The sequence below is a fragment of the Aggregatibacter actinomycetemcomitans genome (genome assembly GCF_003130205.1).
GTDB classification, from domain to species: Bacteria; Pseudomonadota; Gammaproteobacteria; order Enterobacterales; family Pasteurellaceae; genus Aggregatibacter; species Aggregatibacter actinomycetemcomitans_A.
The window spans coordinates 1-24,534 of sequence record NZ_NRDF01000020.1; the positions used below are offsets into that span (position 1 = coordinate 1).

Below are 24,534 nucleotides of genomic sequence, written 5' to 3' on the forward strand. Positions count from 1 at the left end.
TAGTATCTTTTGAAATTACGCTAATAGGTTCTACAATGCCTGTGGAACGGTCAAAGCCTAAAATTGTAGGTTGACTAACCGCGGCAACCAGTTTATTTAACTTGTAATCACTATAAATCGACTGACCTACAAGAAGAGCCACACTCACTGCCGCAATCGTCCAAGCTATGTGATTAGAGCGTTTAAACATGAGTTCCTTGTCTTCCTCATAAGAAAGACCGGTTTTGGCAAATGAACCCACTTGAGGTGAGCTTTTTGTCTTTTTTAAATTAAACATAGTTAGTTATGCTCCTAAGGATTTGAAATTACTACTATTTACCATCTAATACTTTATTTAATTGTCGGGCTACTTGTTGTAACTCTTTTTGAGTCTGTATTTGAGATGCTGCTGCGGCTACTTGAGATTTAGCCATCGCTCCCGAACTAGGAGAGGTAAGATTACTTGCCGTATCTCTTGCTGACTTACTAGCATTAACTGCTTGACCTATTGATGCACCGACTCTCTCAACAGAAACCCTTGAAATTCCAGAGATTACAGAATAAATATGACGAATTAAATACCCTGAAACAACACCTAGAACCAAAGTTGAAATAGCTACAAAAAATGGTGATTTTCCAGTAGATTCTTGAATGGTCATCTTCTCAAGGAGTGAGGATATTAATAATGAGTAAACAAGAGTAATTGCAAACAAATTAATTGCATTTGTGATTAATGCACTTAAATAAGACGCAAAACTATCTTTTAACCACCCCCACATCAAGCAAAAAATATATATCGGAGCAAGCCCAAGAAGAAAATACAATGTAACTTTACTAATCAAGATAGATAAAACAAAAGGTACACAAGCAAGAATAAAACCTATCCAAATAATCAACCAAAGAAAGATTGCTGCAGGGTTGCTTTCCGCATCATAAACTTCATTGGATAATGAGAAAATATCTTCATAAAATTTATCAAGAACAGACAGTCCCGATACTCCCCCTAATTCAGATAATGATTTAACAGCTTCTTTTGCCATATTTAGCATATCACCTTTTAGGAAAGACATAATCACAGATAAGCTAATGCACTTCCATATCATTTCTGACACTGGAGCTTGTACTTTTCCCGCTAATATCATTCCTCCCCAAAAAATAAATATAATGTTAATGAGGATAAAATGATGCTATCTATTCCATTTGATGCTATTTCAGAAAACTTTACTGAAATATTATTTAAAGAATCATTAATGATAGTATCAATAGTTGAAAAAACATTTGCCATCCATTTTTACCTTTTTAGTTTAGGTTAAGATTGTTATTTTTTCTTCTAGCTGAAAACACATTTTGACAGTTCAGGCCACTCTTTGGTAATTCTCCATTTTTGCATTTTTTAATATATTCTTTTTGAAGTTCTTTATTCTCCATAAAATCCTTAACTGTATAAACTTTATCAATCGACACAGTAATTTCTTTAGATTCATCCTCTTTACAGGAACAAATAATAAAAACAGATAATATAAGCAATAAAAATTTTTTCATTTTCCGCCCTCTTAATCTAAATTAAGATTTTTTAAGTGTCTTCTTTTCATTCTCAACAATTCTTGCTGTTTTTCCGCTTTACGGTCAGCCAACTCTTCAGAGTTTCGTGCAATATCCATCTTGATTTTATCGGCATTTAGCAACGCAATCTGTGTCTGCATTGCATTTTGTAAATCTTGCGCTTCTTTGGTCTTTCCTGCCGCCTGCATCCGTTTGGCAATTTCATTGATAGTGTTAACACGCGCTTTCACCTGTGATAAATCACGCTTCACCTGTTCTTGTTTCACTACATCAATAATAATCTTCCCCTCACAGTTACGCTTTTGCGAAGCTACAAAACCTTGACACATCTCCCCAACACCATACTGATTGAAGAGTTTCTTGAGCCGGGGTGACAAAATCTCATAACCTTTAGCAAGAATTCTATCCTGGTCAACCAACCATTTATCAAGATTCTTAATATTACCCAGAATTGACCCCGCTTCATTCATAAAGCCCGAAATATTGGTAATGCCTGTAATCGCACCCAATTGCGCCTGTTGGTTTTTGTAGTCCTTTTCAAATTGCTTAATGGTTTCTACCCAACGCTTTGCTTCAATCATCCAGTCTTGAATTTTATTTTGTACGTTCACAGACATATGCGCACCATCAACAACCGGTATACCGCTTGCATTTACATTGAGCGAAATAGCACCCAACAATGTCGTAGCAAATACGAGTGAAGTTAACTTCAGTTTCATAATGAACTCCTTAAAAAATAACAATACAATTAAATTAAAACACGATAACAAAATTACATAATTAAAATGTAATTTTATTATTTTTCCATTTCCGCACGGAAGATAGCAAGCCAATCATTAGGATTATGTCCATATTTCTCAAGAATACGGTCAATAATAGGAATGTTATCCGCACTTCCTGAAAGCACTTTTAAATCTCCCCTATCAAGCGCGGATAAATCTAATTTTGCAATCACCGTATTGCCGCGATTATCGTTTTCATTACCTTTCTTGACTAAGAACATTCGGCTATCATCTTCAAGCCCGGTGATAAGGTCAAATTCTTTTTCCGATACTCTGAAATGATTGATATACTCATTTCTATCCGCCTTACTATTTGGGAGATAGATAAATGTTTCTACCTGCTCAATAATAGCTCGTGCAATATCACTTTTTAAAATCTCGCTTGGCGACTGAGTGATTGGTACAACAAAACCATTTTTCTTACGCATTGTTTTTAAGCCGTCAAAGGTAAATTCCCGAAAGCTTTCACCTTGTAACCATTTCCAAAATTCATCAAGGAAAACAACCATTCGGCGACCATCAAGCGTTTGTTGTACACGATATAATAGATAATAAGCAATAGCATTAATCACCGCTGCATTATCTAGAATTTCTGTACCATCAAAGCCATAAATTATGCGGTCATCAAAAGAGAGTTGGTCGCTTTCGTTGTCAAACACCCATCCATAAATCCCGCCTTTTTTCCAAATTGTTAAACGGCTATAAAGGGAATTCGGGTTTTCGGTATCTTCCTGAATATTTTCAAGTAAGCGGGTAATGCCATATTCCCGATCCAATTTATTAAGCGAAAGTACCGCCCTTATCGCTTTATCAATATCAATCTTTTCTTTGGTTGACAGCATCGAACCATCTGAAGTCGCAAGACTCCCAATCAATGTATTCAAAAAGCTGATATTTTCTTCCGTCTTATCAAGCATAAACGGATTAAAATGCGTAGGTAAACCATTTTTTAAGCGGTTATACTGCCCACCCATTGCACGAATCGCAATTTCTGCCCCGTAGTCTTTATCAAGATAAATTGCCGTTAATTTCTTATTTACGCTCCCTGCCAAAAAGGTTTCCGGGCGTGAAAATGCAGTTAATTGGGAAAGCAAAAATGTAGCTAAAACCGTTTTACCTGTCCCTGATTTACCTAAAATCAGTGTATGTCCCAGATGCATATCACCACGGTCATCCCGTCCCATTCTGGTCTGATGAAAATTGAAATAAAAAGGGGTATTCGTACTGGTGCGCAGTAAAGAGACTGCATTTCCCCAACAGTTATGCTCAGCTTTCCCAATCGGATTATTATGCAGCGAATTCAAACCAACAAAGTTTTTACTGCTAATCATACTCACGCGCGGGCGGAAACGGAAATTACATGGTAACTGAGAAAAATAGGCTTCATCAAGCGCAATGTTTGACAGCGTGACAATAAATCCCAATTCACTTAATTTTGTAATCGCTTCATTGGAATATCTCTGCACTTCTTCAATCGAGTCACCATAGAGCATTAACGTCATGTGATGATCACCAAAACAAATTTTTCCGCTGACAAGCTCATCTTTTGCAAATTCAAGATCCGTTAACTGGCTAATTGCATCATCTTGCGTGGCTTGCATCCGCTTAATTTGACGATTCAGCGTTGTTAAAGCCTCTTGTTTTGGCACAATACTAAAAGATTGTGTAAGGTTATAACGACAATTAAGCTGCATTAAAACATCTAAAAATCCCGCATGAGTATCTTCCACCCAGTCTTTTATTTCAACACCACGCACAAAGGTTTTCTTATCATGTAACCGAACTTCGGCAATATCTTCACCGGCAATCATTTGAATATTACCAAGATAAGAATAAATTGGTTTATTCAATACGCGTACTTTCTGATAATGCCCTGTCAAAATAAAATTGAAAAACTCAAGCTGTTGAGAGTAAACCACACCATTTTCTTCATAGCAGGTCAGACGGGCACAACCAAATTTGTTTAGTGCGTTTTCAACGCGACTAAGCAATTCTTTAAAATGCGCGAGATTAGCTTGAATGTCGGAAAGCTTTTCTTTTTTTGATTGCTGCTTCACATTGACTTTATCAATCCCCCTATATGGCTTCAACGCTACCGTAAAAAAGAGATTATTTTCCATAAAATCACTTTTACTGAAAGAAGTTACATATTTCTCATTAATATCTTTCGCAAAGCCATTATCAAACTGATTATCGGATTTTAGGTCAGAAAATCTTCGTACGCTGTTCACATAAATTGAGATGTTATCTTGAGCAAGTGAACGAATTAGAATGTTCAAACTGAGTTTGAAACGATCAAGCTCATCATCTCCACGTGTTTCATACGAAATCCCCTCGACTTCAAAGGTCGTGGTAAAAATACCATCTTTGGTTAAAATAACATCTTCATCAATCTGTGAAGAGTATGGAATGATTTTTTCCAGACTGATTGCCTTTTCCAAATCAAGCATTGTGTAGTCCCCTTTATCGCTGATTGGTTTCTTTCTATAAGTATCTCGTGCGAAATTGCTACCGGTATAATAATTTCCACCAAATAATCTTTTAAACTTTGCCGCCTTAAGTCTTGCCGGCATCAACCACATTTTGATGCCGTAGAGCTGAAAAACCTTTTCATCATAAGAAGAAATTAACCGCAATGCGCCAAAAGCAGGCAAAAAGAAAATGAAGTAATAGATTTTAGTGTACATTGCAAACAACAAAAAGCTCGCAAAGGTAAGGAAGAAAGGGGTAAGCGGAACGCCTAAGAACATAGCGGGACGAGTGAGCGCTTTGAATAATGGGTCTCTATTTCATTTTAAAATCTATGCAAGTGGTTAAAGGTGCAGATAAGCTGCACCATTCGTGGTAGTGGGTATAATGAATGTGTTAGCCAACTAATAATTTTGCAATTTCCGCCGCGGCCCCAATAATGATACCACCCACAAGGATAGGCGCAACTTCGCGGAAAGTTTGCCCCTGAAAGAGAACTTTATAACCGGCAACAATTACCGCAATTGTAACAACCCCAATCTGAATATAAGTTAGTGAATTTAAAATGTTATCAACAAGGGTATTTACCTTCTGCAACCCCGCTGCTTGAGATGAATTTGTAGCGGCTAACACCATAGCACCAACTACCGCAGTTTTTCCGGCATTTAACTTGCCTTTTACTTTTGATAAAAAGTTCATTAGATTTTCTCCAATTAGAATTTAAAAGTTTTTGAAACGCTTTCACGTATTGCTTGTTGAGGTTCATTACTTACAGTTTCGGGTTTAGGTCTGTTTTTAATCAATCTTTGTTTTAATGCTAACAATCATATTAGAATACTGACTGGGATCTTTTAAAACCGGTTTAAGAATACTGCATTTAAACTCTCTAACTAAAATCAGAACATGAAGAACTTTCTCCATCATTATTAAATAAACTTTTTCAATTTGAATAAATTAAGATTGAACATACTCAATATAACGATTATGTTTTCTAATTAAATGAATTTAGTTTCTTGACCTGTAAGCTTATATCGGTTAACCAGTAAAGAATTCTCCTTTAAGTGTTTTTAGGTGCAAAATAATACTCTACAATACTAAACGTGTGAGTTTTCTTAAACAATAAAGCTATTACATCATTATGCGACAAAAATCTTCAAAGCACCAACTTTTTTCAAAAACCTTACACTCCACAAAGAATACCTACTGAATATAAAATAAAAAATTCAATTTATATGGATAATTCTTCGATCTGATAAATTTCTGTCTTTTTATTCTTTTCACTCTACCAAAACTGTGGAAATGATAGCAGGTTTAAAACACACGGCAGCCAACACCACCATACAAAGTGCATTACGGATAATCTCGCGTTCACTGACTAAAAATAATTTGCCAATTAGCCCAACGAAAATCCTGATATTGTCAATGCGGCAAAATAATACGCCGGTTTCATTTATTGATCATCTCAATATACACATTGGTGATTTGCTGGCGGGTTTGTGAGCAATTCGGCGAGAGTGTGTAGAAGATGCTGAGTAACCTGCAGATTAAAAATAAGGTCAGCCGTCGGCTAGAGAAGCAAATTTATGAGAATGTGCGAATGAGATGAAGCAATAAAGCATCTGAAACTACAAAAGTGCGGTCAATTTAAAAAACGTTTTTCAAAACGACCGCACTTTTATAGGTTTTAACGTATTTTCATTAAAGGGTGGGCTTTTACCGCTTATTAAACCACGCCACGTAATCAAACTGATCGTAATACTTTTCGCCGTTCCAGCCTGAAAATTCAAAAATGTCCCCTACTTGGGTTTCGTTTTCAAAGCCTTTGATGTAAACGGCGGATTCCAGTTCTGGGTAAGGTTTATGGGTGAACACCACTTTATTTTTAAAGGGTAAATTGTCGAAATCCGCCAAATCCTGATAGGTAACGCCTTCCGCACCGTCCTTGTTCGTCATGACGATAAACAGATTATCCGAATCCAGGCGTTTCAAACGGCTTTCCCATTTTTCTTGAGCTTCCTGCGCGCTGTGATAATGCATAAAATGAATGGGAATATCATCCAGCCAGCCCACCGGATAAGGTTTATCGGCAGGTTTAAACACTAAGGTCTGCTGATGATAATGAGGCATATTTTGCAAATAACGAATAAAATTCCGGGGTTTCACATACAAATTCACAAAAGGCGAATTAAAAGGCTCGTTCAAATCGTGCAAAATAAACGCCCCCACGCAATTACTCGACAGCACGGACATGCCGTGATTTTGCAGTCGATTTTTTAACTTGCGATTAATGGATTTTCGGTGAAATTTATTGACCGCCCCTTTGATTTTTGAAAATAAAGACATGATGAACTCCGAGTAGAAAAAGTACGGTCATTTTTCACCGCACTTTTCGTTGATTAATAGCCTTTTTGATAAACCAATTCCGCCAGCTTCACGCCTAACAACGCAATATCAAAACGTTGTTCGTCGGCAACCAGCCAGAATTGTACGCCGTTTTCTAACGTTGCCAGCCCGCCGATGTGCAATTTCGGCTCTTCTCCCGCTTCGCTTTCACCGTTGGTGACGGGCGTAAATAAGTGGTCTTGGCGATAATCCACCAGCGCATTCGCCTGCCATGCCTGGATCTGCGGCTGTGCATCAAATTCATACTCGGAAAGCAGCGTAACCATTTGCGCCATGCCGTAAAATACCGGCACTTGCGCCTGATGAAAAATCACATTCGGCAGTTGCGGGAAGATTTTTTCCACTTGCGCGGCAAGGTTTGCGGTCGGTTTGGCGAGCGGGAACACATCAAACGCCAAACGTTGTTGATCTTCATCTAACGGGATACCGTTCAGCAGCTGCGCCGTTTGTCCGGCAAGTTTATTCACGGTGTCGCTGTCAACATAAGATGCCGGCAAGAGTGACGTAACCAGCACTTGAGGCAATGTATTTTCGCGGGCGAATTGTGACACAGAGAAAATGAATTGCGTAACCTGTGGATCAGGTAAAGAGACAATGTTACGTTTCAATAAAACCAACTGTTCATCATTAATGCTCGGGACGATAAGTGGCACATCATTTAACGAAGCGCACACGCCTTTCAAATCGATCACCACGCAACCCGCTTGCGCCGCGTCGGCAATATGCGGCGCGTGGGCAAATTCACCGGCAAATAACACATAGTTAAATTCGGACCATTCCGTTTCCTCTAACGAAATTTGCGCTACGCTTTTGTTGTTGAATCGAATGCCCTGCTCTTCACTAAAGGGAAAAAGTTCGACCACGGACAATTTTTCAATGGCTAAACTGCTCTGCTCCAACGCCTCCGCCAATTTTTCGCACAAATCGAATTCGGCGACGAGGGCGATATTTAATCTTGTACTCATTTTTCTCTCCGCAGTAAAATAAACGGGCTCCATTTTACTGAATTATCATAAGGAAATACAATGACACCGGCGATTGACTTACTGAAAAACCAAAAAGTCCCTTTCACCTTACACCATTACGATCACGACCCGAATAACACCCATTTCGGTGACGAAGCCGCCGAGAAATTAGGCATAAACCCCGATCAATCCTTCAAAACCTTATTGGTTGCCGGAAACGGCAATCAGAAAAAACTCGCCTGTTTTGTGCTGCCTACCAGCCATCTGTTAAGCCTGAAAAAAGCGGCAAAATCCTTGGGTGTCAAAAAAGTCGAAATGGCGGATAAAGACGCCGCGCAAAAAAGCACCGGTTACTTGGTGGGCGGGATCAGCCCGTTAGGTCAAAAGAAACGACTAACCACCGTCATCGAACAATCCGCACTCAATTTCGACAAGATTTTCGTCTCCGGCGGCAAACGCGGGCTAAGTGTCGAAATCGCCCCACAGGATTTGGCGAAAATACTGAATGCGGCGTTTGTGGATATTGTGGATGAGGGGTAAAAGTGCGGTGGGTTTTTAAGATGTTTTTTTATAACTCCCCTCTTTAGAAAAGAGGGGGATTTTTTTCATATCATTACGTTTTGTCACCAAAACCCACCGCACTTTTCCCACACCTACAACACCAACCGCTTATTATGAAATTGCTGCAAGGTGCAGCGGTGTCCGACGCTGAGGATAATCATATTCGGGAAGCGGCTGCGAATGATTTTATAGAGTAATTCTTCCGTCGGTTCGTCTAATGCCGAGGTGGTTTCGTCTAATAAAATCACATCGGGTTGCATGAGGATAATGCGAATAAACGCGACCCGTTGCAGTTCGCCCGGTGATAAAATCGCCTGCCAATCGTTGGATTCGTTCAGTGACGGGATATATTTACTCAAACGGCATTGCTCCATTGCCAATTCCAATTCGCCGCGTTGAGGCGTGATATTCGGGTAGCAAATGGCTTCGTGTAAAGTGCCTTGCGGCATATACGGACGCTGCGGCAGAAACAGGCTGTTGCTGCATGGGCGTTCCACAACGCCTTCCGTGTCAAAGGGATAAATCCCGGCAATGGCTTTGAGCAACGAGGTTTTGCCCACGCCGGACGGACCTTGAATCAATAAGGCATCGCCGTTTTGCAAATCCACGTTCAGATTTTTTAACAACACCCGATCGTTGCCGTCTTTGATACCGAAATTATGCAAAGAAACCCGATTGGAACACTCCGTCGGCTGGTGAATTTCCAGGTTGTCCAGTTCGTCTAATTTAGTGAAAAAACCGTACAGCCGGTTTAATCGCGCTTGATACAGGGTAAATTCTTCATAGAACAAACGGAAAAACGACAGCGCCCGCATGAGGCGGTTAAACGCCTGTACCGTTTGGTGCATATCGCCCAAACTCACCTGCCCCGCAAAGAAACGCGGCGCCTGTAACATTAACGGCAGAATCATCGCTGTTTGGGTAATACCCGTATTGAAACCGTCCAAACCAAGCATACGGCGCACAATCGCCCAGCGGTTGTGAATAATGGAATTGAATTTCGCCTGCAAATTCCACCGCTCTTTTTCCTCGCCGCTATAAAACGCGATACTTTCCGCATTTTCACGCACGCGGATCAGGGAATAACGATAATCCCCGTTCAGCCGTTCTTTTTCAAAATTCAATTTAATCAGCGGGTGACCGATCCACACGGAAAGTGCGGTGGCAACGATAATAAAAATATAAATGAAGAACACCACGCCCTTCGGAATCGGCACGCCGAGCAACACCAATAAGCCCGACAAGCCCCATAAAATAATCGTAAATTCAATGGTGGAAACCACGGAATTAATCAGCCCTTGCAACATGGAAACCGTGCCGCTGATAAAGTCGCGGGCATCCTGTTCAATACGCTGATCGATATTATCGGGCAGATCTTTTTCGTATTTCAGCCGATAATAATTTTTATGGCACAACCAGCGCGTCACCATGTCGTCGTTCAGCTTTTCGAACCAACGAATTTCAAACAACTGGCGAACAAAATAATTAATGATGGAATGGATGATTTTGAACATCACCAACAACGCATTCAGCCCGGCAAAAAACCAAAACGCCTCGGCTTGCTGCTTCTGCAATGAAGAATAAAGCCCGTTGTAGAAAAAGCTGTTCAGGACGCTAATGCGCACTTCCAGCAAAATCAAGGTCAGCAATAACAACACCAGCCCAATAATTTTATACGCCTGCGATTTTTCGACGCAGGGTTTCGTAATCAGCCAGAATTTTTTCCCGAACGACGTGCTGTGTAACACCAACGCCAGCACTACCAACGCCAGAGAGACATAAAAAAGTGCGGTCAAAAGCCAGCTAAAACTGCTATTAAGTTCCTTTTGCCAATCCATTTGAACATCCAAAAAGAAAGGGCGTTAAACGCCCTTTGGGGATTAAGGTTTGATTAGAATTCGATTTTGGTATTGAAAATAAACTCACGTCCGTAGCCCAACGCCACAGGAATAAGTGTATTTGTCGCATTACCTGAAGTGGATGGGAAGTAAGTTTTATCCGTTAAGTTTTTAGCGTTAAGCTGGAAAGACACTTTCTTGCCGGAGATTTTGGTATCGTAGGCGACAAATGCGTCATACACAACGGCGTGTGGCAGCTTATAAGAATTCGCATAACTTGCATTATAAGCATACCAAGATCCTAAATAGCGGGCGCCACCACCTAAACGGATACGCCCAAAGTCAAACTCACCCACGTTATATGCCAAGAATAAAGACGCTTGATGTTTCGGCACACCGGAAAGTTGTTTGCCAACCGCTCTCGGGTATCTCGCATTTTCTAAGGATTTAACGTTAGTGTAAGTATAATTTGCCGCAACACTTAAGTTATCGGTAAGTTGACCGTTTAAGTCAAACTCTACACCACGAGAACGTTGTTTACCCACGATATTCAATTGCGTTACCCCATTAACCGTCACATTTTCACCAACATTGCGCTTGTTGATGTTAAATAAAGAAACCGTAGCATTAAAACGATCATTTTCATATTTTGTACCGATTTCAATGGATTTACCTTCTTCCGGTTTCAAACCGCCGTCAACGCTTGCCGCAATACTGCTTTGCGGACGGAATGATTCCGCATAGTTCGCGAATGCGGCAAAATTCGGTGTGAATTTATATACCGCGCCTAATTGATAAAGCAATTTGCCATCATTTTGATCGGTATTACCGGTTTTCGTGCCGTTTAAACCGTGACGTCCTGCAAATTGGTCAAAATATTCATAACGTAAACCACCGGTGACAATAAAGCTATCTGTGAAATACGCCGTATCTTGAACATAAACACCAAGGGTTTTCAGGTAGTTATACTGGTAGGCATTGCCGTTAGTATTGCTTACCGGTGATACGGGATTGGTATAAACAGGGTTATCAATATTAATTCTGGAATTGGTGTATCCGCCATTATAAATTGGACCAAGATCGCGAATATTACGCATTGCATCTACACCAACAACAAAACGGTTGGCAATATCACCGATACCAAATTCGCCCACAAGGTTTACCGTACCGCTATGAACACGTTGATCGCCTTCTTGCTTTTCAATGGCACGCGTAGCGGTTCGCGTATTTACATTAATCGCAGTAATACGGGCTTGATTATAGAAATATTTGTAACGTGCATAGCTATAACCGGCATTTAATTTCCAATGATCATTCAGTTTGTGTTCAACTTTAAAATCAATGTTATCGGTTTTCGCTGTAGTTTCGTTATTCGGTTCATCCAAACGACGGGAAACCGGAATATCCGGCAAGGAATTGGTGCCGGTCAATAAGTTGGCGCCACGATCGAACGGTTCAAGAATATCTTTATGTTCGTAAGCCAATAATACTTTGGTGGTGTCATTTTCCCAGGAAAGAGACGGTGCATAAGTGGTATTTTTGATCTTACCGAAATTACGCCAGTAGTTTTTCTCTTGTTTATCATAAATAAAACGATAAGCGAAGCCATTACCCAAACCGCTGGTAAAATCTAATTCCGTTCCCCATAAGCTATTATTCCCCACGCTGCCACCAACCACATATTTAGGTGTTTGTTGCGGTTTTTTCGTGATCACATTGACCACACCACCCGGATCCTGAATACCATAAAGCACCGAAGCCGGACCTTTTAACACTTCAACGGTTTCTGTTGTGGCACTAAAGTTTTTCGCCGGACCGGCTTGTAAACCATTACGCATAATAGAGTTATCACGGTTATAACCAAAACCACGTTTTTGAATGGAATCAAACATACCGCCCAACGTATTGGCTTGACTCACACCACTTACGTTATAAAGCGCATCAATTAATGAGTCAGGTTTGCGATCTTGTAATAATTGAGTGGAAAGGATATTAACGGTATTTGGCGTATCCAATACCGGCACTTCTGCTTTGGAAACAACAGATGTGCCAGTGGTTTGATAGCCATTTTGTTTAATACCGGTGTCTTCAACATTAATCTGTTCAAGATTTTGGGGGCGCTCCTCCGCATAAGCCGTCATCGACACAGCCGTTAAAAGTGCGGTGGAAATTAAACTTAATTTAAATTTCATAAAAATTACCTTCTCGAGTCAAAAAAATCGCGTCAGTAGTATAGCTGAAAAGATTCAGTCGTAAAATATATCATCTTCTCTTTTCTCGGGGTGATAAAAACATTTGTAAAAATATTCATAAATCACTGAAGTGATTTATTCACCCCTTCGGGGCCGTTGGCATAGCCAACGTTCAAAAAACGGAATTTTTTGTGACCGCACTTTTGCACGTAAAACGGGATTTACTCGTGAAAAAACATAAAAAATGGTGGGACAAGCCCACCATACCATTATTTCAATTTCTCCAGCCGTGCCAATAAAATATCGTCCGGCTGCCCTTGTGTTTTTAGCAGACGATAAAACAGCAAAACCGCCGCAATCGTCAGGCTAACCACGAAGGCAATCCAGAAGCCTTTTGCCGCAATGCCGCCGGGAATGATGAGATCCGTGCGCGCCAACGTGTAACCGAGCGGCATTCCCACAACCCAATAACAAAATAAGGTGATGTATAAAATCGCTTGTGTGTCTTTGTAGCCGCGCAACACACTGCCAATAACCACTTGTATAGTGTCGGAGAATTGATACAAGGCCGCCAATAGCAACAGGGTGCCCGCCATGGCAATAACTTTGATATCTTTAACGAAAATGTTAGCAATTTGCTCCCTTAACGTTACGATTAAAAATGCCGCTATCACCGCAATAAATAACCCCATAACCAGCGCAGAATAGGTCACCTGTTTTGCGCCGTTCGGGGATTTTTCACCTAAACGCTGTCCCACCAAAATAGTCGTAGCCATGCCGAGAGACATAGGCAGCATAAACACAAAGGAACCGGTATTTAACGCAATTTGGTGACTTGCCACCACATCGGCGCCCAAAGGCGATAAGAATAAAGAAGTCAGCGCAAACAATGCCACTTCACAGCACAACGCCATGGCAATAGGAAAACCCAGTTTCAGCAATTTACCCAGTGTGCGCCGATTAGGGCGTTCAATGATATTCGCGAAAACCTCCAGATCACGTTGATTTTTCGCCCGCATACAATACGCCAGCATCAACAGACACATCACCCAGTTCACAATTGCCGTGGCAATACCACAACCCACCGCGCCGAATGCCGGCACACCCAGTTTGCCGTAAATGAAAATATAATTAAGAGGAATATTGAGCAGCAAGCCGAGAAAGGTGATCACCATCGCCGATTTGGTTTTCGCAATGCCGTCATTTAAACAACGGAAATTAACCATCAACAAATAGCCCGGTAACCCCCAAACCATGGCGTGCAAATAACCGATGGTAATGTCCGCTAAGCGCTGTTCCATGTCCATTTTTTGCAACACGAAATCGCTGTTGTAAATCAGCAATGCCAGCGGAATGCAGCTAAAAAGCACAATCCAAATGCCTTGGCGCACCTGATGGGCAATGTGCCGGCGTTGCCCCGAACCGTTCAAATAAGAAATGGTCGGCGGCAAGGCGAGCAATAAGCCATACCCGAACAACACCAACGGCAGCCAGATAGACGCCCCCACGGAAATCGCTGCCATGTCCACCGCACTGACGCGCCCCGCCATAATAGTGTCCACCAATCCCATGGAATTTTGCGCAATTTGCGCAAACAAAATCGGGATAGCAATAGCAATTAATTTTTTAGCTTCAGTATGATATTCTTTGACGGTTGTTAGCTTCATAAAAATAGATAAATTTCGAGGTAATTATGTTTACAGGCATTGTGCAAGGTACCGCCCAAATTAAGGCGATCACGGAAAAGGCTAATTTTAGAACACACATCGTGGAAATGCCACAAGAAATGCTGAAAGGATTACAAATCGGCGCCTCCGTTGCCCATAACGGCGTATGTTTAACCGTAACGGAAATTAAAGACAATCTGGTGAGTTTCGATTTAATGCAGGAAACGTTGAAAATCACTAACTTAGGCGAATTAAACGTCGGCGATCCCGTGAATATCGAACGCGCCATGCAAATGGGCACGGAAATCGGCGGGCATATTTTATCCGGTCATGTGTATTGCACGGCGGAAATCATCGAACGCCTTCCTTCCGAAAACAACCTGCAAATTTGGTTCAAACTGCCGACGAAAGAGGTGATGAAATATGTGCTGACCAAAGGTTTTATCGCCGTGGACGGCATTAGCTTAACCATCGGCGAAGTGCGCGAACAACGTTTCTGCGTGAATCTCATCCCGGAAACCCTCCATCGCACCCTTATCGGCAAGAAAGCGGTGGGCGACAAAGTGAATATTGAAATCGACCCGCAAACCCAAGCGATTGTGGATACCGTTGAACGTTATCTGGCACAAAAAGAAGCGTAAAAAGTGCGGTCGATTTTGACCGCACTTTTTCGTTACGCATAACCGGAAGGTTGTACTTGAAGTTGTAGATTTAAGGCTTTCATGACCTTAATCACGGTGGCAAAGGTGGGATTGCCCGTACCGGACAGTGCTTTATAAAGCCCTTCCCTACTCATACCGGTTTCACGGGCAATTTGGCTCATATTTCTGGTTCGCGCGATATCGCCTAACGCAGACAAAATAAGCTCAATATTATTTTCTTGTAGCACTTCATTTAAATAAAGCTGAATATCTTCTTCGGTAGATAAGTATTCAGCAGGATCAAAATTTTTTAATTGTTCACTCATAGTCCCATTTCCTGTGCAAGTTGTTTTGCTTTTTTAATATCTTTCTCCTGAGTGGATTTGTCTCCGCCGCAAAGTAAGATAACAAGTATGCCATTTTGATTTTTCAGATAAATCCGATACCCTTGCCCTTCGTCAATCCGCATTTCAAATATGCCGTCATTAACGCTTTTTAAGTCACCGAAATTACCAAACTGTAACCGTTTAATTCGTGCGTTGATTTTTGCTTTGGCTCTTAGGTTTTTGAGTTTTTTCAACCATTCATCAAAAAGAAAAGTCGTCTTAATTTGTATCATCATTGAATTGATTATTGTTATTCCTTGCCATAAGTATAGTCTCGAGGTTAAAAGTGTCAAGTGCAGTTAACACCTTTATCTTTATCGACATAAGGTTCTTTTACCCGATATGTTGTATCGAAATAAATATTGCTTTAGAATCAGCCATCAATTTTTTCAAAGAGATTATTATGTCAATTACATTATCAACCAAACAGAAACAATATTTAAAAGGCCTTGCCCATCATTTAAGCCCGGTGGTGATGCTCGGTGGCAATGGTTTAACGGAAGGCGTGCTGGCGGAAATTGATTTATCGTTGAATCACCATGAATTAATTAAAGTTAAAATCAGCGGTTCCGATCGTGAAACCAAACAGCTTATTATTGATGCCATAGTGCGGGAAACCGGCGCGGCCGCGGTGCAAACTATCGGTCATGTATTGGTGTTATATCGTCCGAGTGAAGAAAATAAAATTCCGCTTCCACGTAAATAATAGAAAAGCGAACACAAAAAAGGCAGTCAAAAAACTGCCTTTTTTGTTATCGATGCACGAGGTGTAATCATTTCTTAAACATAATCCACTTCAATGATTTCAAATTCCACCGTGCCGCCCGGCGTGGTGATATTGACCACATCGTCCACTTCTTTGCCCACCAAACCGCGAGCAATCGGTGAATTAACGGAAATCAAGCCGTTTTTAATGTCCGCTTCGTCATCGCCCACAATGCGATAACTCACTTCTTCGTCCGTATTGGTGTTCAGCAACACCACGGTGGCGCCAAAAATCACTTTGCCGTTATTCGGGATTTTGGTGACGTCGATTACTTGACTATTAGCCAGTTTGCCTTCGATTTCCTGAATGCGCCCTTCGCAGAAGCCTTGCTGCTCGCGGGCGGCATGATATTCCGCGTTTTCTTTTAAATCGCCATGTTCACGTGCTTCTGTGATGGCTTTGATGATTTCCGGGCGACGTTCGTTTTTAAGATAATCCAGTTCTTCACGCAGTAATTGTGCGCCGCGAACAGTCATTGGAATTTGTTGCATTCTTATTTTCCCTAAATTTGAATAAAAGAAAAACCATGGAATCCCGAGGATTCCACAGCGTAAATTAATCGGTTATGGTGGGAGAAAAGCATTTACTCCCACATATTCGCGTACTATTATTGTTCGTCTTTCAAAAAATAGCAACCTCAAGCACGGATTATGTATAAATTTTCACCACGTCATATTGTTCAAAAAACGCGCTTATTACTCAGCCTCGGCATCGCCTCCACCACTTTCGCCGAAGTCAATATTGCCAACTACACCGCCAATCTTCCCGAAGGGGCAAATTTGGCATTCATCGCCAAAAACATCAATAAAGACAGCATTATCGCCGATTATAACGGGCAAACCCTTATGCTCCCCGCCAGCACACAAAAAGTATTTACCGCGTTGGCGGCAAAATTGGCGCTCGGCGATTCATTTCAATTTCAGACCGCACTTTTAACCAACGGCAAAGTACAAAACGGTCAGCTCAACGGCGATTTAATCATGCGTTTTACCGGCGACCCGGATTTAACCAGCGGGCAATTATTCAATTTATTATCGCAATTAAAGCAACAAAATATTAATAAAATCAACGGTAATCTAATTTTAGACACGTCGGTTTTTATCGGTCACGATCGCGGTTTAGGCTGGATCTGGAATGATCTGACCATGTGTTTTAATGCGCCGCCTGCCGCAGTAAATATTGATAATAACTGTTTCTATGTGGATATTGACGCCAATCAACCGGAAGGACAACCGGTGAAATTCAACGTGCCGTCGCAATACCCGATTCAGGTGTTCGGGCAGGTCTATGTGGCGGGCAAAGAGGAAGCCGGTTATTGTCAGTTGGATGCTATCGTGCATGACAACAACCGCTATCAGGTAAAAGGCTGTCTGGCGCGTCAAAGCAAGCCGTTCGGGTTAAGTTTCGCCGTGCAGGATCCCAATGCTTACGCGGCGGCGATTATTCAACGCCAGCTAAAACGCCTGAATATTGAATTTAACGGACAGGTGCAACAACCTTATCGTCAGCAACAAGGGCAGGTATTGGCGCAACATTTGTCCAAACCGCTGCCCGATCTCATAAAAAAAATGATGAAAAAATCCGACAACCAAATTGCCGATGCGTTGTTCCGCACCATCGCTTACAACCAATACAAACGCCCCGCCTCCTTCCAATTGGGCACGTTGGCGATGAAAAAAGTATTATCGCAAGTAGGCATTAAATTCGGCAACAGCGTTATCGCCGACAGTTCAGGCTTATCCCGCCACAATTTGGTGGCGCCGCAAACCCTGTTGCAGGTGTTGGATTACATCGCAAAAAATGAGGAAAAATTGCATTTACTGGACAGCTTCCCTATCGCCGGCGTGGACGGCACCTTAAGCGGACGCGGTTCATTAATCAATCCGCCATTGGTGAAAAACGTCATCGCCAAAACCGGCGCCCTGAAAGGCGTGTATAACCTGGCGGGCTACCTCACTAACGCGCGCGGGGAAAAAGTGGCATTCGTGCAATTTATCAACGGCTACTCCACCGGCGACCTGGAAAGCAAAACCAAACGCGCCCCGCTGGTGCAATTTGAAAGCGGCGTGTATAACGCGTTGTATCAGGATTAATTTCGCCGGCGTGAAAAGACAAACAAAAAGTGCGGTGGATTTTTCAAACGTTTTTTAAAACGCCGAGAAAATCCACCGCACTTTTTTTATATCTTATAAGAAGCGTCGAATTATTTATTAATTAAACTCAAAAACTCTTTGCGCGTTTCGCGATCTTCTAAGAACACGCCACCAAAAGCGGAGGTGACGGTGTAGCTGTTGGCATCTTTAATGCCGCGACATTTTACACAGAAATGAGTTGCTTTCACATAAACCGCCACATCTTCCGTTTCTAAAATGGTTTGGAACGCCAGTAAAATTTGTTCCGTTAACCGTTCCTGCACTTGCGGACGTTGAGCGAAAAATGCCACTATGCGATTAATTTTGGATAAGCCGATAACCCATTTTTTCGGGTAATACGCCACGGAAACTTTTCCATCAATGGTAACAAAATGATGTTCGCAGGTGCTGGTTAATGTGACATCATTCACCAAGACCATTTCACTCACTTTCATCCGATTGGCAATGTTCGTAATCTTAGGAAAATTGGCGTAATCCAAGCCGCTAAAAATCTCATCAACGAACATTTTCGCAAGACGTGACGGGGTTTCTTCAATGCTGTCGTCGCGTAAATCCAAGCCGATTAAACGCAACACTTCGCGCATATGTTGTTCGATTTTTGTGCGGCGTTCATCTTTGCTTTCGTCCGACACAATCATCGGTGTTTCAATTCCTTTCTGAACCAGTGCCGTGCGGACTTTCTCTACTTCAGGTGAAATATCGTTCATTTACTGCTCCCAATAAAAATAATGGCGCATTTTAGCAAACTCCAAGGCAATAATAAAATGAAGATAATGACTATGTAGCATGAAAACTTTTAGTATAATGACCGTACTTTTTTCATTTAAGGATCCACTATGTTGCCGTTATCCCAAGCCCTTGAGCAAATGCTCAGCCAACTTCCCTCTCCGACTTCCACGGAAACACTGCCGATTCATCTGGCAAGCCAACGCATCTGCGCCGAAAATATCATTTCTCCCATTAACGTTCCCTCTTTCGACAATTCCGCCATGGACGGTTATGCCGTGCGGTTGGCGGATTTGCAACAATCCATGACGCTTGCCGTGGCGGGCAAAGCCTTTGCCGGCGCACCTTTTGAGGGCGAATGGACGGCGCAAAGTGCGGTCCGAATTATGACCGGCGCCATGATTCCACAGGGTGCGAATGCGGTGGTGATGCAGGAGGAAGTGCAACTGAACGACGACGGCACGGTAACTTTCCAAGATCTGCCGAAATTAAATCAAAATATTCGCCGTATCGGTGAAGATGTCAAACAGGGGGATGTGGTGTTGCAACAAGGTGCATTGTTAAATGCGGTTTCCCTGCCGTTGCTTGCTTCCCTTGGCATCGAAAACGTGAAAGTTTTCCCGCGTTTAAAAGTGGCGGTGCTTTCTACCGGCGATGAATTGGTGCCGGTGGGCAAGCCGTTACAGGCGGGGCAAATTTACGACACCAACCGTTTCACCGTGAAATTATTATTGGAAAAATTAAATTGCGAGGTGTTGGATTTCGGGATTTTGCCGGATAAAGAGGCGCAATTTGAAAAAGCCTTTATTGAAGCGCAACAGCAGGCGGATTTGGTGATTACCAGCGGCGGCGTTTCCGTGGGCGAGGCGGATTTCACCAAACATATTCTGGAAAAAGTAGGCAAAATCAATTTCTGGAAAATCGCCATTAAACCGGGCAAACCTTTCGCTTTCGGTAAGTTAGAAAACGCCTGGTTCTGCGGTTTGCCGGGCAATCCGGTGTCGGCATTGGTGACGTTTTATCAATTAGTGCAGCCTGCCATCGCCAAGCTCAACGGTTACAGCCAATGGAAAGCGCCCGCGCGTTTACCTGCCATTGCCGCCGTGAACTTGAAAAAAGCCCCTGGACGGTTAGATTTCCAACGCGGGTATTATCAACTCAATGCCCAAGGGCAACTCGAAGTGCGACCGGTAGATTTCCAAGGCTCCCATTTATTCAGCTCCTTTGTAAAAAGTAATTGTTTTATCGTACTGGAACAGGAACGTGGCAATGTCACGGCAGGCGAAACGGTCAGCATCGAACCTTTTAATGATTTATTACGCTAATTCATTGAGTTTATTATGGAATTAACCCATCAGGAAGAACTGCGCTACAACCGCCAAATCGTGCTGAAAGACATTGATTTTGACGGACAAGAAGCCCTGAAAGGCAGCAAAATGCTCATCGTCGGCTTAGGCGGTTTAGGTTGTGCCGCCAGCCAATATTTAGCCGTCGCCGGCGTGGGGCATTTGACGTTGCTGGATTTCGATACCGTAGATATTTCCAATTTACAACGCCAAGTGTTGCATGATGACAGTCGTCTTGGCATGCCGAAAGTGGACTCGGCAAAGCTCACCTTGGAGCGTCTGAATCCGTATATTGAGGTTGACACCATTAATCAATTACTGGACGAACAACAGTTCAAGGAATTGGCCGGCAAATTTGATGTGGTGCTGGATTGCACCGATAACGTCACTACCCGCAACCAATTAGACAGCGCCTGCGCAGCCCATAAAATCCCGCTGGTTTCCGGTGCAGCAATTCGCATGGAAGGTCAAGTTTCCGTGTTCACCTATGAAGACGACACCCCGACCTATCACAGTCTCAGCCGTTTGTTCGGAGATAATGCCTTAAGTTGCGTAGAAGCCGGCGTACTGGCGCCAATCGTGGGGTTGATCGGTTCCATTCAAGCCCTGGAAGCCATCAAAGTGCGGTTAAAAATCGGCACCAATTTATGCGGTCGGTTGTTGTTAATTGATGGGATGACGATGTCGGTCAGGGAGGTGAAATTGCCGGGGAATGGTAATATATAATGATAACTGCTAGCGTGTAGCGCACTTCCTAGCCACAGGTGAGATATATACATTGATATTTCAAAAGAGTCTTACCTTCCTCTGTTTACGGGAGAAGCATTAAATAGTCACAACGTTTCGAACTATTGTAGTTAGGAAACACGCGCCATAAGCCCCCCCTTACTTTCAAAAAAACACCGCCAAAAACCACCGCACTTTTCCGGCAAAAGTGCGCTCCGTAAAATTTCACCCTTAAATTGTCAAACCAAGTGCAACGACTTTCCAAAATAACATTCAAAAGCGGTTTCCCGGCCTAAACATTTCCGTGGGCGTAAATTTAATTTATCGACCACTAACCGGATATAATTATCGTCCCATTGACCTATATCGGCTTGCTTTGGAAAATACTCCCTAAGCAAGCCATTTGTATTTTCATTCGTACCTCTCTGCCAAGGCTGATGGGGCTCAGGAAAGTAAAATTCAACACCTAACGCCTTTGTAACCTTACGGTGTTTAGCAAATTCTTTTCCTCTGTCCGGCGTAATTGAACGCAACTTGTGTGATTTTAAAAGCGCAATCATCGCATCTTTCACCAATTCTGACTGTTTCGCAGGGACTTTCTTCGCCAGTAAAAACCTGCTTTTTCGGTCAGTTAATGTCACAAGACAGGCTTTTCTCACCTTTCCTAATACCATATCCGCTTCCCAATGCCCGAACCGACTACGATTTTTAGCCGATTTGGGGCGTCTCTCAAGCGGATTACTGATGACGATTTTACCCCGTTTTTCTTCGTGATTGACCATATGCCGTGTCTTACCTTTGCGGCGTAAGTGTCGAGTCGCTTTTCGCTCTCCAACATCAAACAATCCTTCCTTAATACCACGATAAATCGTGGCATAACTGATGGATAAAGGCGATTTTTCATATTTTAAGCGCCGGCTAATTTGTTCAGGCGACCATTGCTCATAAAGAAATTTGTCCTGCACTAAACGATAATAGTCAGGGTGTTGAAGTTTCTTTGCCGCCTTACAAAGACGACGTTTTTGTTGATAATGTTGTTGAGCTAAAATCGCACTATAGTGTCCTTTTGGCAAACGCTTAAGTTCTCGAGTAATCGTTGAACGATGGCGTCCTAACAAGCGGGCAATTTCTGCAACATTTTTACCTTGAGAATGCATTATGAGTATGTTTTCCCGCTCTACTTGTGTAAGATGTGTATAGGTGTTCATTGGCATTTGAGTCTGTTTTTGTGTGCTAACAAAATTATACTCGCTGATGAACACTTTTTTATTTGTTGCAGTTAGATTGTAAATTTAAGCTATATTTAAAAATAAAACTTGCTGCTGAAAAACTGCAATTACTAATTTCATTGACTTCTCCTGTGTTATTAATTAACAACATTATAACACAAAAACAAAATAATAATATAATTATGTTTCAACCAATAAAAAAGGCGGAAATTCGCCTTATCGTTTGATGCCTTTATATTCAGATTGATTTATTGTTTCTTTTTGTGCTGCTAATCGCTCTTTTACCGCTTGATTTACTGCTTTAAATTGGTTTGTATTAAGTTGTTTTTCATCAACTTTCTTTACTTGTAATGGTTTTAGATTGGCTTTAAATAGCTTTTCTAGCAGAATTGATTTATCCCCAGTTCGATGATATTGGTCAAACCAAGAATAATATTCTTGCTTTCCTATTTTTTCCATTGAAGCGCGCAAGTCTAGTTTATAACCATTATGAAATGCAAGCTGTCGTATAAACTCATTTTGAGTTCGTCCATTTCCCTCTCTAAAAGCGTGAATTTTATTAATTGATAAATAAACCTCACAAAGTGCGACAGCCATCACATTAGGATCATCTTTATATTTTCCTAAATTGTCAGTGTTTTTTATCGCTTCTGATAATATTTTGAATGAAGACTCAATCTCTTGATATGGAACAAACATATTGGCGTTTGATCCTGCCTTATACATATTGACTTGTCTAGGTTCGCCTGCCCACGAATACAATGTACCGAAAAAATGCTTGTGAATAGATTTTAATCTATCAAAGTCTCCCTCTGTCTTCTTTACATATAATTCGATTGTTTTAGCCCTGGAAATTTGTTTTTCTACTTCATCTAGTTCTTTTTCATTTTGGATGCCGAATAAGTTTTTCATTACATTCGATCCTTCATAAAAATAAGCATCCCACTTTTGATATTCAAAAAGTCCGTCAAATGAGACGATATTGCTTTCAGGCTGTTTTCCTCTAGAAAAATCCATCTTATATCCCTAATTCATTTACACGCTCTTTACCAAGAGAATTAATAAGCAAATTTTTTGCTACTTCATCAGAAGGACACTTATTCAGCGCACTATAAATAATATAGGCTTCTTCATCATTCGTGCTTTTTTCAGTCTCTAAATCGACTGAAATTAGATTTGTTTTTGTCACCCACACAATATGCTCTTTTTCTTCTTCACTTAATTTATCTTCTACCGATGTATATTGCATTAAATGAAAAAATGGACTGTTTGGATTGCGCTCATAGTATTTTGACATTTTCGTTCCCTCTTGTGAAAAATAGACTTTAATAGTTTTTATTATAACATAATAAAAAAAATAACACAATTATTTTATAAAATAAAAGCCCTGCTTTCGCAAGGCTATTTATCTTATAAACTCATGAATCGCAGATCTTTTAAATTCACTCCCTCACGCGCATCTTTAGGGCATTGCTCAAGATAATTTAAACGACCTTTAAACATTTTTTATACCAGTGTTTTCCTGTTGTTCTAATTTTTCTTAATGGGTCAAAATACTTTTTACACTCTGGGAAACTTAAACCATTTAAGGATTTTAGATTATTTATTCTTTGCTAGTTTTTCAAGGCTTTGAGCCATATTTTGTAATAATTGGGTTTGCTGTTGTTGAACTTGTTCTTGTCTAGATTGAACTTGTTGCGCACTCACGTTTGATTTATTTGCTTGAGATGGGAATTTATCTACTGTTACTTTTGATAAACTAGAAACAATATCTATTGCTTTATAAATTAACTTATAAAATATAATGCAGAAGATTAGAGCTGTAGTCCCAATCAACAAAACATTTGAATTTTCCCCATTATTTAATGCGACTTCTGAATAAGTTAAGATCGTATTAGCAATCATCCTTACTGTTATCAATATCAGCGCATTACCCAACAACGCACTTAAATATTGAGCAAAACTATCTTTTAACCACCCCCACATTAAACAGAATGTAAATAATGGGCAAATGCCAATAAGAAATAAGTGATAAATTGAGAAATAACGATCACACTAAAAATAGCTTGAATTTACAATCCAAGTGCAAAAAAGAAGAGTTCATAATAGTGTATAATTTTTGTTCCCAAACAAAAAACAAAC

General features: G+C 41.3%; 24 protein-coding genes and 2 pseudogenes. 6 read left to right on the top strand and 20 right to left on the bottom strand.

Going from position 1 to position 24,534, the window contains the following annotated elements:
• From DK423_RS10325 to DK423_RS10365, 9 genes and pseudogenes are all read right to left on the bottom strand, one after another.
• Window positions 1-277 (bottom strand): annotated as a pseudogene (locus DK423_RS10325) (type IV secretion system protein); the annotation flags it as partial.
• Window positions 278-311: 34 nt separating this feature from the next.
• On the bottom strand, window positions 312-1,157 hold the full coding sequence (locus DK423_RS10330; protein ID WP_325048021.1) for a TrbL/VirB6 family protein: 846 nt from the start codon (window positions 1,155-1,157) through the stop codon (window positions 312-314).
• A gap of 121 nt (window positions 1,158-1,278) precedes the next feature.
• A complete protein-coding gene (locus DK423_RS10335; protein ID WP_032996836.1) occupies window positions 1,279-1,521 on the bottom strand; it encodes an EexN family lipoprotein in 243 nt (80 codons plus the stop codon).
• An 11-nt stretch (window positions 1,522-1,532) separates the two neighbouring features.
• Entirely contained in the window at window positions 1,533-2,261 is a 729-nt protein-coding gene (locus tag DK423_RS10340) for a type IV secretion system protein (RefSeq protein WP_061886643.1), read from the bottom strand.
• Window positions 2,262-2,338: 77 nt separating this feature from the next.
• Window positions 2,339-4,906 carry a VirB4 family type IV secretion/conjugal transfer ATPase gene (locus tag DK423_RS10345; protein ID WP_325048022.1) on the bottom strand — a complete coding sequence of 856 codons (2,568 nt, stop codon included), beginning with the start codon at window positions 4,904-4,906 and terminating at the stop codon, window positions 2,339-2,341.
• Window positions 4,904-5,098 (bottom strand): annotated as a pseudogene (locus DK423_RS11540) (VirB3 family type IV secretion system protein); the annotation flags it as partial. The pseudogene DK423_RS11540 and the gene DK423_RS10345, both read right to left, overlap by 3 nt.
• A 91-nt stretch (window positions 5,099-5,189) precedes the next feature.
• Window positions 5,190-5,492 carry a TrbC/VirB2 family protein gene (locus tag DK423_RS10350; RefSeq protein ID WP_005558885.1) on the bottom strand — a complete coding sequence of 101 codons (303 nt, stop codon included), beginning with the start codon at window positions 5,490-5,492 and terminating at the stop codon, window positions 5,190-5,192.
• A 1,014-nt stretch (window positions 5,493-6,506) separates the two neighbouring features.
• Entirely contained in the window at window positions 6,507-7,136 is a 630-nt protein-coding gene (locus tag DK423_RS10360; RefSeq protein WP_005558881.1) for a DUF1919 domain-containing protein, read from the bottom strand.
• A 53-nt stretch (window positions 7,137-7,189) separates the two neighbouring features.
• Window positions 7,190-8,161 carry an oxidoreductase gene (locus tag DK423_RS10365; RefSeq protein WP_005558879.1) on the bottom strand — a complete coding sequence of 324 codons (972 nt, stop codon included), beginning with the start codon at window positions 8,159-8,161 and terminating at the stop codon, window positions 7,190-7,192.
• A 60-nt stretch (window positions 8,162-8,221) separates the two neighbouring features.
• On the opposite strand from DK423_RS10365, the gene ybaK reads away from it, so the two are divergent.
• Complete coding sequence (ybaK, locus tag DK423_RS10370; protein ID WP_005558877.1) at window positions 8,222-8,701, top strand: Cys-tRNA(Pro) deacylase; 480 nt, start codon at window positions 8,222-8,224, stop codon at window positions 8,699-8,701.
• Window positions 8,702-8,814: 113 nt separating this feature from the next.
• Here the strand turns inward: ybaK and DK423_RS10375 are convergent, their stop codons facing one another.
• From DK423_RS10375 to DK423_RS10385, 3 genes are all read right to left on the bottom strand, one after another.
• The gene (locus DK423_RS10375; protein ID WP_109043974.1) at window positions 8,815-10,560 is read right to left on the bottom strand and encodes an ABC transporter ATP-binding protein/permease; all 1,746 of its coding nucleotides are present in this window, start codon (window positions 10,558-10,560) and stop codon (window positions 8,815-8,817) included.
• Window positions 10,561-10,613: 53 nt separating this feature from the next.
• A complete protein-coding gene (locus tag DK423_RS10380) occupies window positions 10,614-12,752 on the bottom strand; it encodes a TonB-dependent siderophore receptor (protein WP_005558873.1) in 2,139 nt (712 codons plus the stop codon).
• A gap of 269 nt (window positions 12,753-13,021) precedes the next feature.
• Window positions 13,022-14,419, bottom strand: coding sequence for an MATE family efflux transporter (locus DK423_RS10385; RefSeq protein ID WP_005558870.1), 1,398 nt, complete (start codon window positions 14,417-14,419; stop codon window positions 13,022-13,024).
• Window positions 14,420-14,445: 26 nt separating this feature from the next.
• Between DK423_RS10385 and DK423_RS10390 the strand changes: the two genes are divergently transcribed.
• Complete coding sequence (locus tag DK423_RS10390; RefSeq protein ID WP_005558868.1) at window positions 14,446-15,060, top strand: riboflavin synthase; 615 nt, start codon at window positions 14,446-14,448, stop codon at window positions 15,058-15,060.
• 32 nt (window positions 15,061-15,092) lie between these two features.
• Here DK423_RS10390 and DK423_RS10395 read toward each other — a convergent pair whose 3' ends face one another.
• Entirely contained in the window at window positions 15,093-15,386 is a 294-nt protein-coding gene (locus DK423_RS10395) for an addiction module antidote protein (protein ID WP_061886878.1), read from the bottom strand.
• Complete coding sequence (locus DK423_RS10400; protein WP_080567496.1) at window positions 15,383-15,682, bottom strand: type II toxin-antitoxin system RelE/ParE family toxin; 300 nt, start codon at window positions 15,680-15,682, stop codon at window positions 15,383-15,385. Before DK423_RS10400 ends, DK423_RS10395 begins: the two co-directional genes overlap by 4 nt.
• A 167-nt stretch (window positions 15,683-15,849) precedes the next feature.
• On the opposite strand from DK423_RS10400, the gene yhbY reads away from it, so the two are divergent.
• The gene (gene yhbY / locus DK423_RS10405) at window positions 15,850-16,152 is read left to right on the top strand and encodes a ribosome assembly RNA-binding protein YhbY (RefSeq protein ID WP_005545243.1); all 303 of its coding nucleotides are present in this window, start codon (window positions 15,850-15,852) and stop codon (window positions 16,150-16,152) included.
• A 74-nt stretch (window positions 16,153-16,226) separates the two neighbouring features.
• Here yhbY and greA read toward each other — a convergent pair whose 3' ends face one another.
• Window positions 16,227-16,703 (bottom strand): transcription elongation factor GreA, encoded by a 477-nt coding sequence (gene greA, locus DK423_RS10410; RefSeq protein WP_005558863.1) that lies wholly within the window; start codon window positions 16,701-16,703, stop codon window positions 16,227-16,229.
• Between the two features lie 159 nt (window positions 16,704-16,862).
• Between greA and dacB the strand changes: the two genes are divergently transcribed.
• On the top strand, window positions 16,863-18,305 hold the full coding sequence (gene dacB, locus DK423_RS10415; protein ID WP_109043975.1) for a serine-type D-Ala-D-Ala carboxypeptidase: 1,443 nt from the start codon (window positions 16,863-16,865) through the stop codon (window positions 18,303-18,305).
• 110 nt (window positions 18,306-18,415) lie between these two features.
• Here the strand turns inward: dacB and folE are convergent, their stop codons facing one another.
• Window positions 18,416-19,072, bottom strand: coding sequence for a GTP cyclohydrolase I FolE (folE, locus tag DK423_RS10420; protein WP_109043976.1), 657 nt, complete (start codon window positions 19,070-19,072; stop codon window positions 18,416-18,418).
• A gap of 129 nt (window positions 19,073-19,201) precedes the next feature.
• On the opposite strand from folE, the gene moeA reads away from it, so the two are divergent.
• Together moeA and moeB are read left to right on the top strand one after the other, a co-directional pair.
• The gene (gene moeA / locus DK423_RS10425) at window positions 19,202-20,416 is read left to right on the top strand and encodes a molybdopterin molybdotransferase MoeA (RefSeq protein ID WP_005558855.1); all 1,215 of its coding nucleotides are present in this window, start codon (window positions 19,202-19,204) and stop codon (window positions 20,414-20,416) included.
• Between the two features lie 15 nt (window positions 20,417-20,431).
• Window positions 20,432-21,163, top strand: a complete 732-nt coding sequence (gene moeB, locus DK423_RS10430; protein ID WP_005558853.1) for a molybdopterin-synthase adenylyltransferase MoeB — start codon at window positions 20,432-20,434, stop codon at window positions 21,161-21,163.
• Window positions 21,164-21,402: 239 nt separating this feature from the next.
• On the opposite strand, the gene DK423_RS10435 is transcribed toward moeB, so the two are convergent.
• The 4 genes from DK423_RS10435 to DK423_RS10450 form a co-directional block, all read right to left on the bottom strand.
• Entirely contained in the window at window positions 21,403-22,377 is a 975-nt protein-coding gene (locus DK423_RS10435) for an IS30 family transposase (RefSeq protein WP_109043977.1), read from the bottom strand.
• 231 nt (window positions 22,378-22,608) lie between these two features.
• Window positions 22,609-23,409 (bottom strand): Fic/DOC family protein, encoded by an 801-nt coding sequence (locus DK423_RS10440; protein WP_005558846.1) that lies wholly within the window; start codon window positions 23,407-23,409, stop codon window positions 22,609-22,611.
• 1 nt (window position 23,410) lies between these two features.
• Complete coding sequence (locus DK423_RS10445; protein ID WP_109043978.1) at window positions 23,411-23,689, bottom strand: hypothetical protein; 279 nt, start codon at window positions 23,687-23,689, stop codon at window positions 23,411-23,413.
• Between the two features lie 302 nt (window positions 23,690-23,991).
• Window positions 23,992-24,429: a type IV secretion system protein gene (locus tag DK423_RS10450; protein ID WP_081111353.1), complete on the bottom strand. Its 438-nt coding sequence runs from the start codon at window positions 24,427-24,429 to the stop codon at window positions 23,992-23,994.
• Between the last annotated feature and the right edge of the window lie 105 nt (window positions 24,430-24,534).

What these genes read in the sequence shown, in the direction of transcription:
- greA (WP_005558863.1), bottom strand. Translation starts at nt 16,703, where the DNA reads ATGCAACAAATTCCAATGACTGTTCGCGGCGCACAATTACTGCGTGAA.
- DK423_RS10335 (WP_032996836.1), bottom strand. Translation starts at nt 1,521, where the DNA reads ATGAAAAAATTTTTATTGCTTATATTATCTGTTTTTATTATTTGTTCC.
- dacB (WP_109043975.1), top strand. Translation starts at nt 16,863, where the DNA reads ATGTATAAATTTTCACCACGTCATATTGTTCAAAAAACGCGCTTATTA.
- DK423_RS10345 (WP_325048022.1), bottom strand. Translation starts at nt 4,906, where the DNA reads ATGTGGTTGATGCCGGCAAGACTTAAGGCGGCAAAGTTTAAAAGATTA.
- DK423_RS10365 (WP_005558879.1), bottom strand. Translation starts at nt 8,161, where the DNA reads ATGAGTACAAGATTAAATATCGCCCTCGTCGCCGAATTCGATTTGTGC.
- folE (WP_109043976.1), bottom strand. Translation starts at nt 19,072, where the DNA reads ATGAACGATATTTCACCTGAAGTAGAGAAAGTCCGCACGGCACTGGTT.
- ybaK (WP_005558877.1), top strand. Translation starts at nt 8,222, where the DNA reads ATGACACCGGCGATTGACTTACTGAAAAACCAAAAAGTCCCTTTCACC.
- moeB (WP_005558853.1), top strand. Translation starts at nt 20,432, where the DNA reads ATGGAATTAACCCATCAGGAAGAACTGCGCTACAACCGCCAAATCGTG.
- DK423_RS10385 (WP_005558870.1), bottom strand. Translation starts at nt 14,419, where the DNA reads ATGAAGCTAACAACCGTCAAAGAATATCATACTGAAGCTAAAAAATTA.
- DK423_RS10440 (WP_005558846.1), bottom strand. Translation starts at nt 23,409, where the DNA reads ATGGATTTTTCTAGAGGAAAACAGCCTGAAAGCAATATCGTCTCATTT.
- DK423_RS10380 (WP_005558873.1), bottom strand. Translation starts at nt 12,752, where the DNA reads ATGAAATTTAAATTAAGTTTAATTTCCACCGCACTTTTAACGGCTGTG.
- DK423_RS10435 (WP_109043977.1), bottom strand. Translation starts at nt 22,377, where the DNA reads ATGCCAATGAACACCTATACACATCTTACACAAGTAGAGCGGGAAAAC.
- DK423_RS10360 (WP_005558881.1), bottom strand. Translation starts at nt 7,136, where the DNA reads ATGTCTTTATTTTCAAAAATCAAAGGGGCGGTCAATAAATTTCACCGA.
- DK423_RS10350 (WP_005558885.1), bottom strand. Translation starts at nt 5,492, where the DNA reads ATGAACTTTTTATCAAAAGTAAAAGGCAAGTTAAATGCCGGAAAAACT.
- DK423_RS10390 (WP_005558868.1), top strand. Translation starts at nt 14,446, where the DNA reads ATGTTTACAGGCATTGTGCAAGGTACCGCCCAAATTAAGGCGATCACG.
- DK423_RS10375 (WP_109043974.1), bottom strand. Translation starts at nt 10,560, where the DNA reads ATGGATTGGCAAAAGGAACTTAATAGCAGTTTTAGCTGGCTTTTGACC.
- moeA (WP_005558855.1), top strand. Translation starts at nt 19,202, where the DNA reads ATGTTGCCGTTATCCCAAGCCCTTGAGCAAATGCTCAGCCAACTTCCC.
- DK423_RS10445 (WP_109043978.1), bottom strand. Translation starts at nt 23,689, where the DNA reads ATGTCAAAATACTATGAGCGCAATCCAAACAGTCCATTTTTTCATTTA.
- DK423_RS10400 (WP_080567496.1), bottom strand. Translation starts at nt 15,682, where the DNA reads ATGATGATACAAATTAAGACGACTTTTCTTTTTGATGAATGGTTGAAA.
- DK423_RS10395 (WP_061886878.1), bottom strand. Translation starts at nt 15,386, where the DNA reads ATGAGTGAACAATTAAAAAATTTTGATCCTGCTGAATACTTATCTACC.
- DK423_RS10340 (WP_061886643.1), bottom strand. Translation starts at nt 2,261, where the DNA reads ATGAAACTGAAGTTAACTTCACTCGTATTTGCTACGACATTGTTGGGT.
- yhbY (WP_005545243.1), top strand. Translation starts at nt 15,850, where the DNA reads ATGTCAATTACATTATCAACCAAACAGAAACAATATTTAAAAGGCCTT.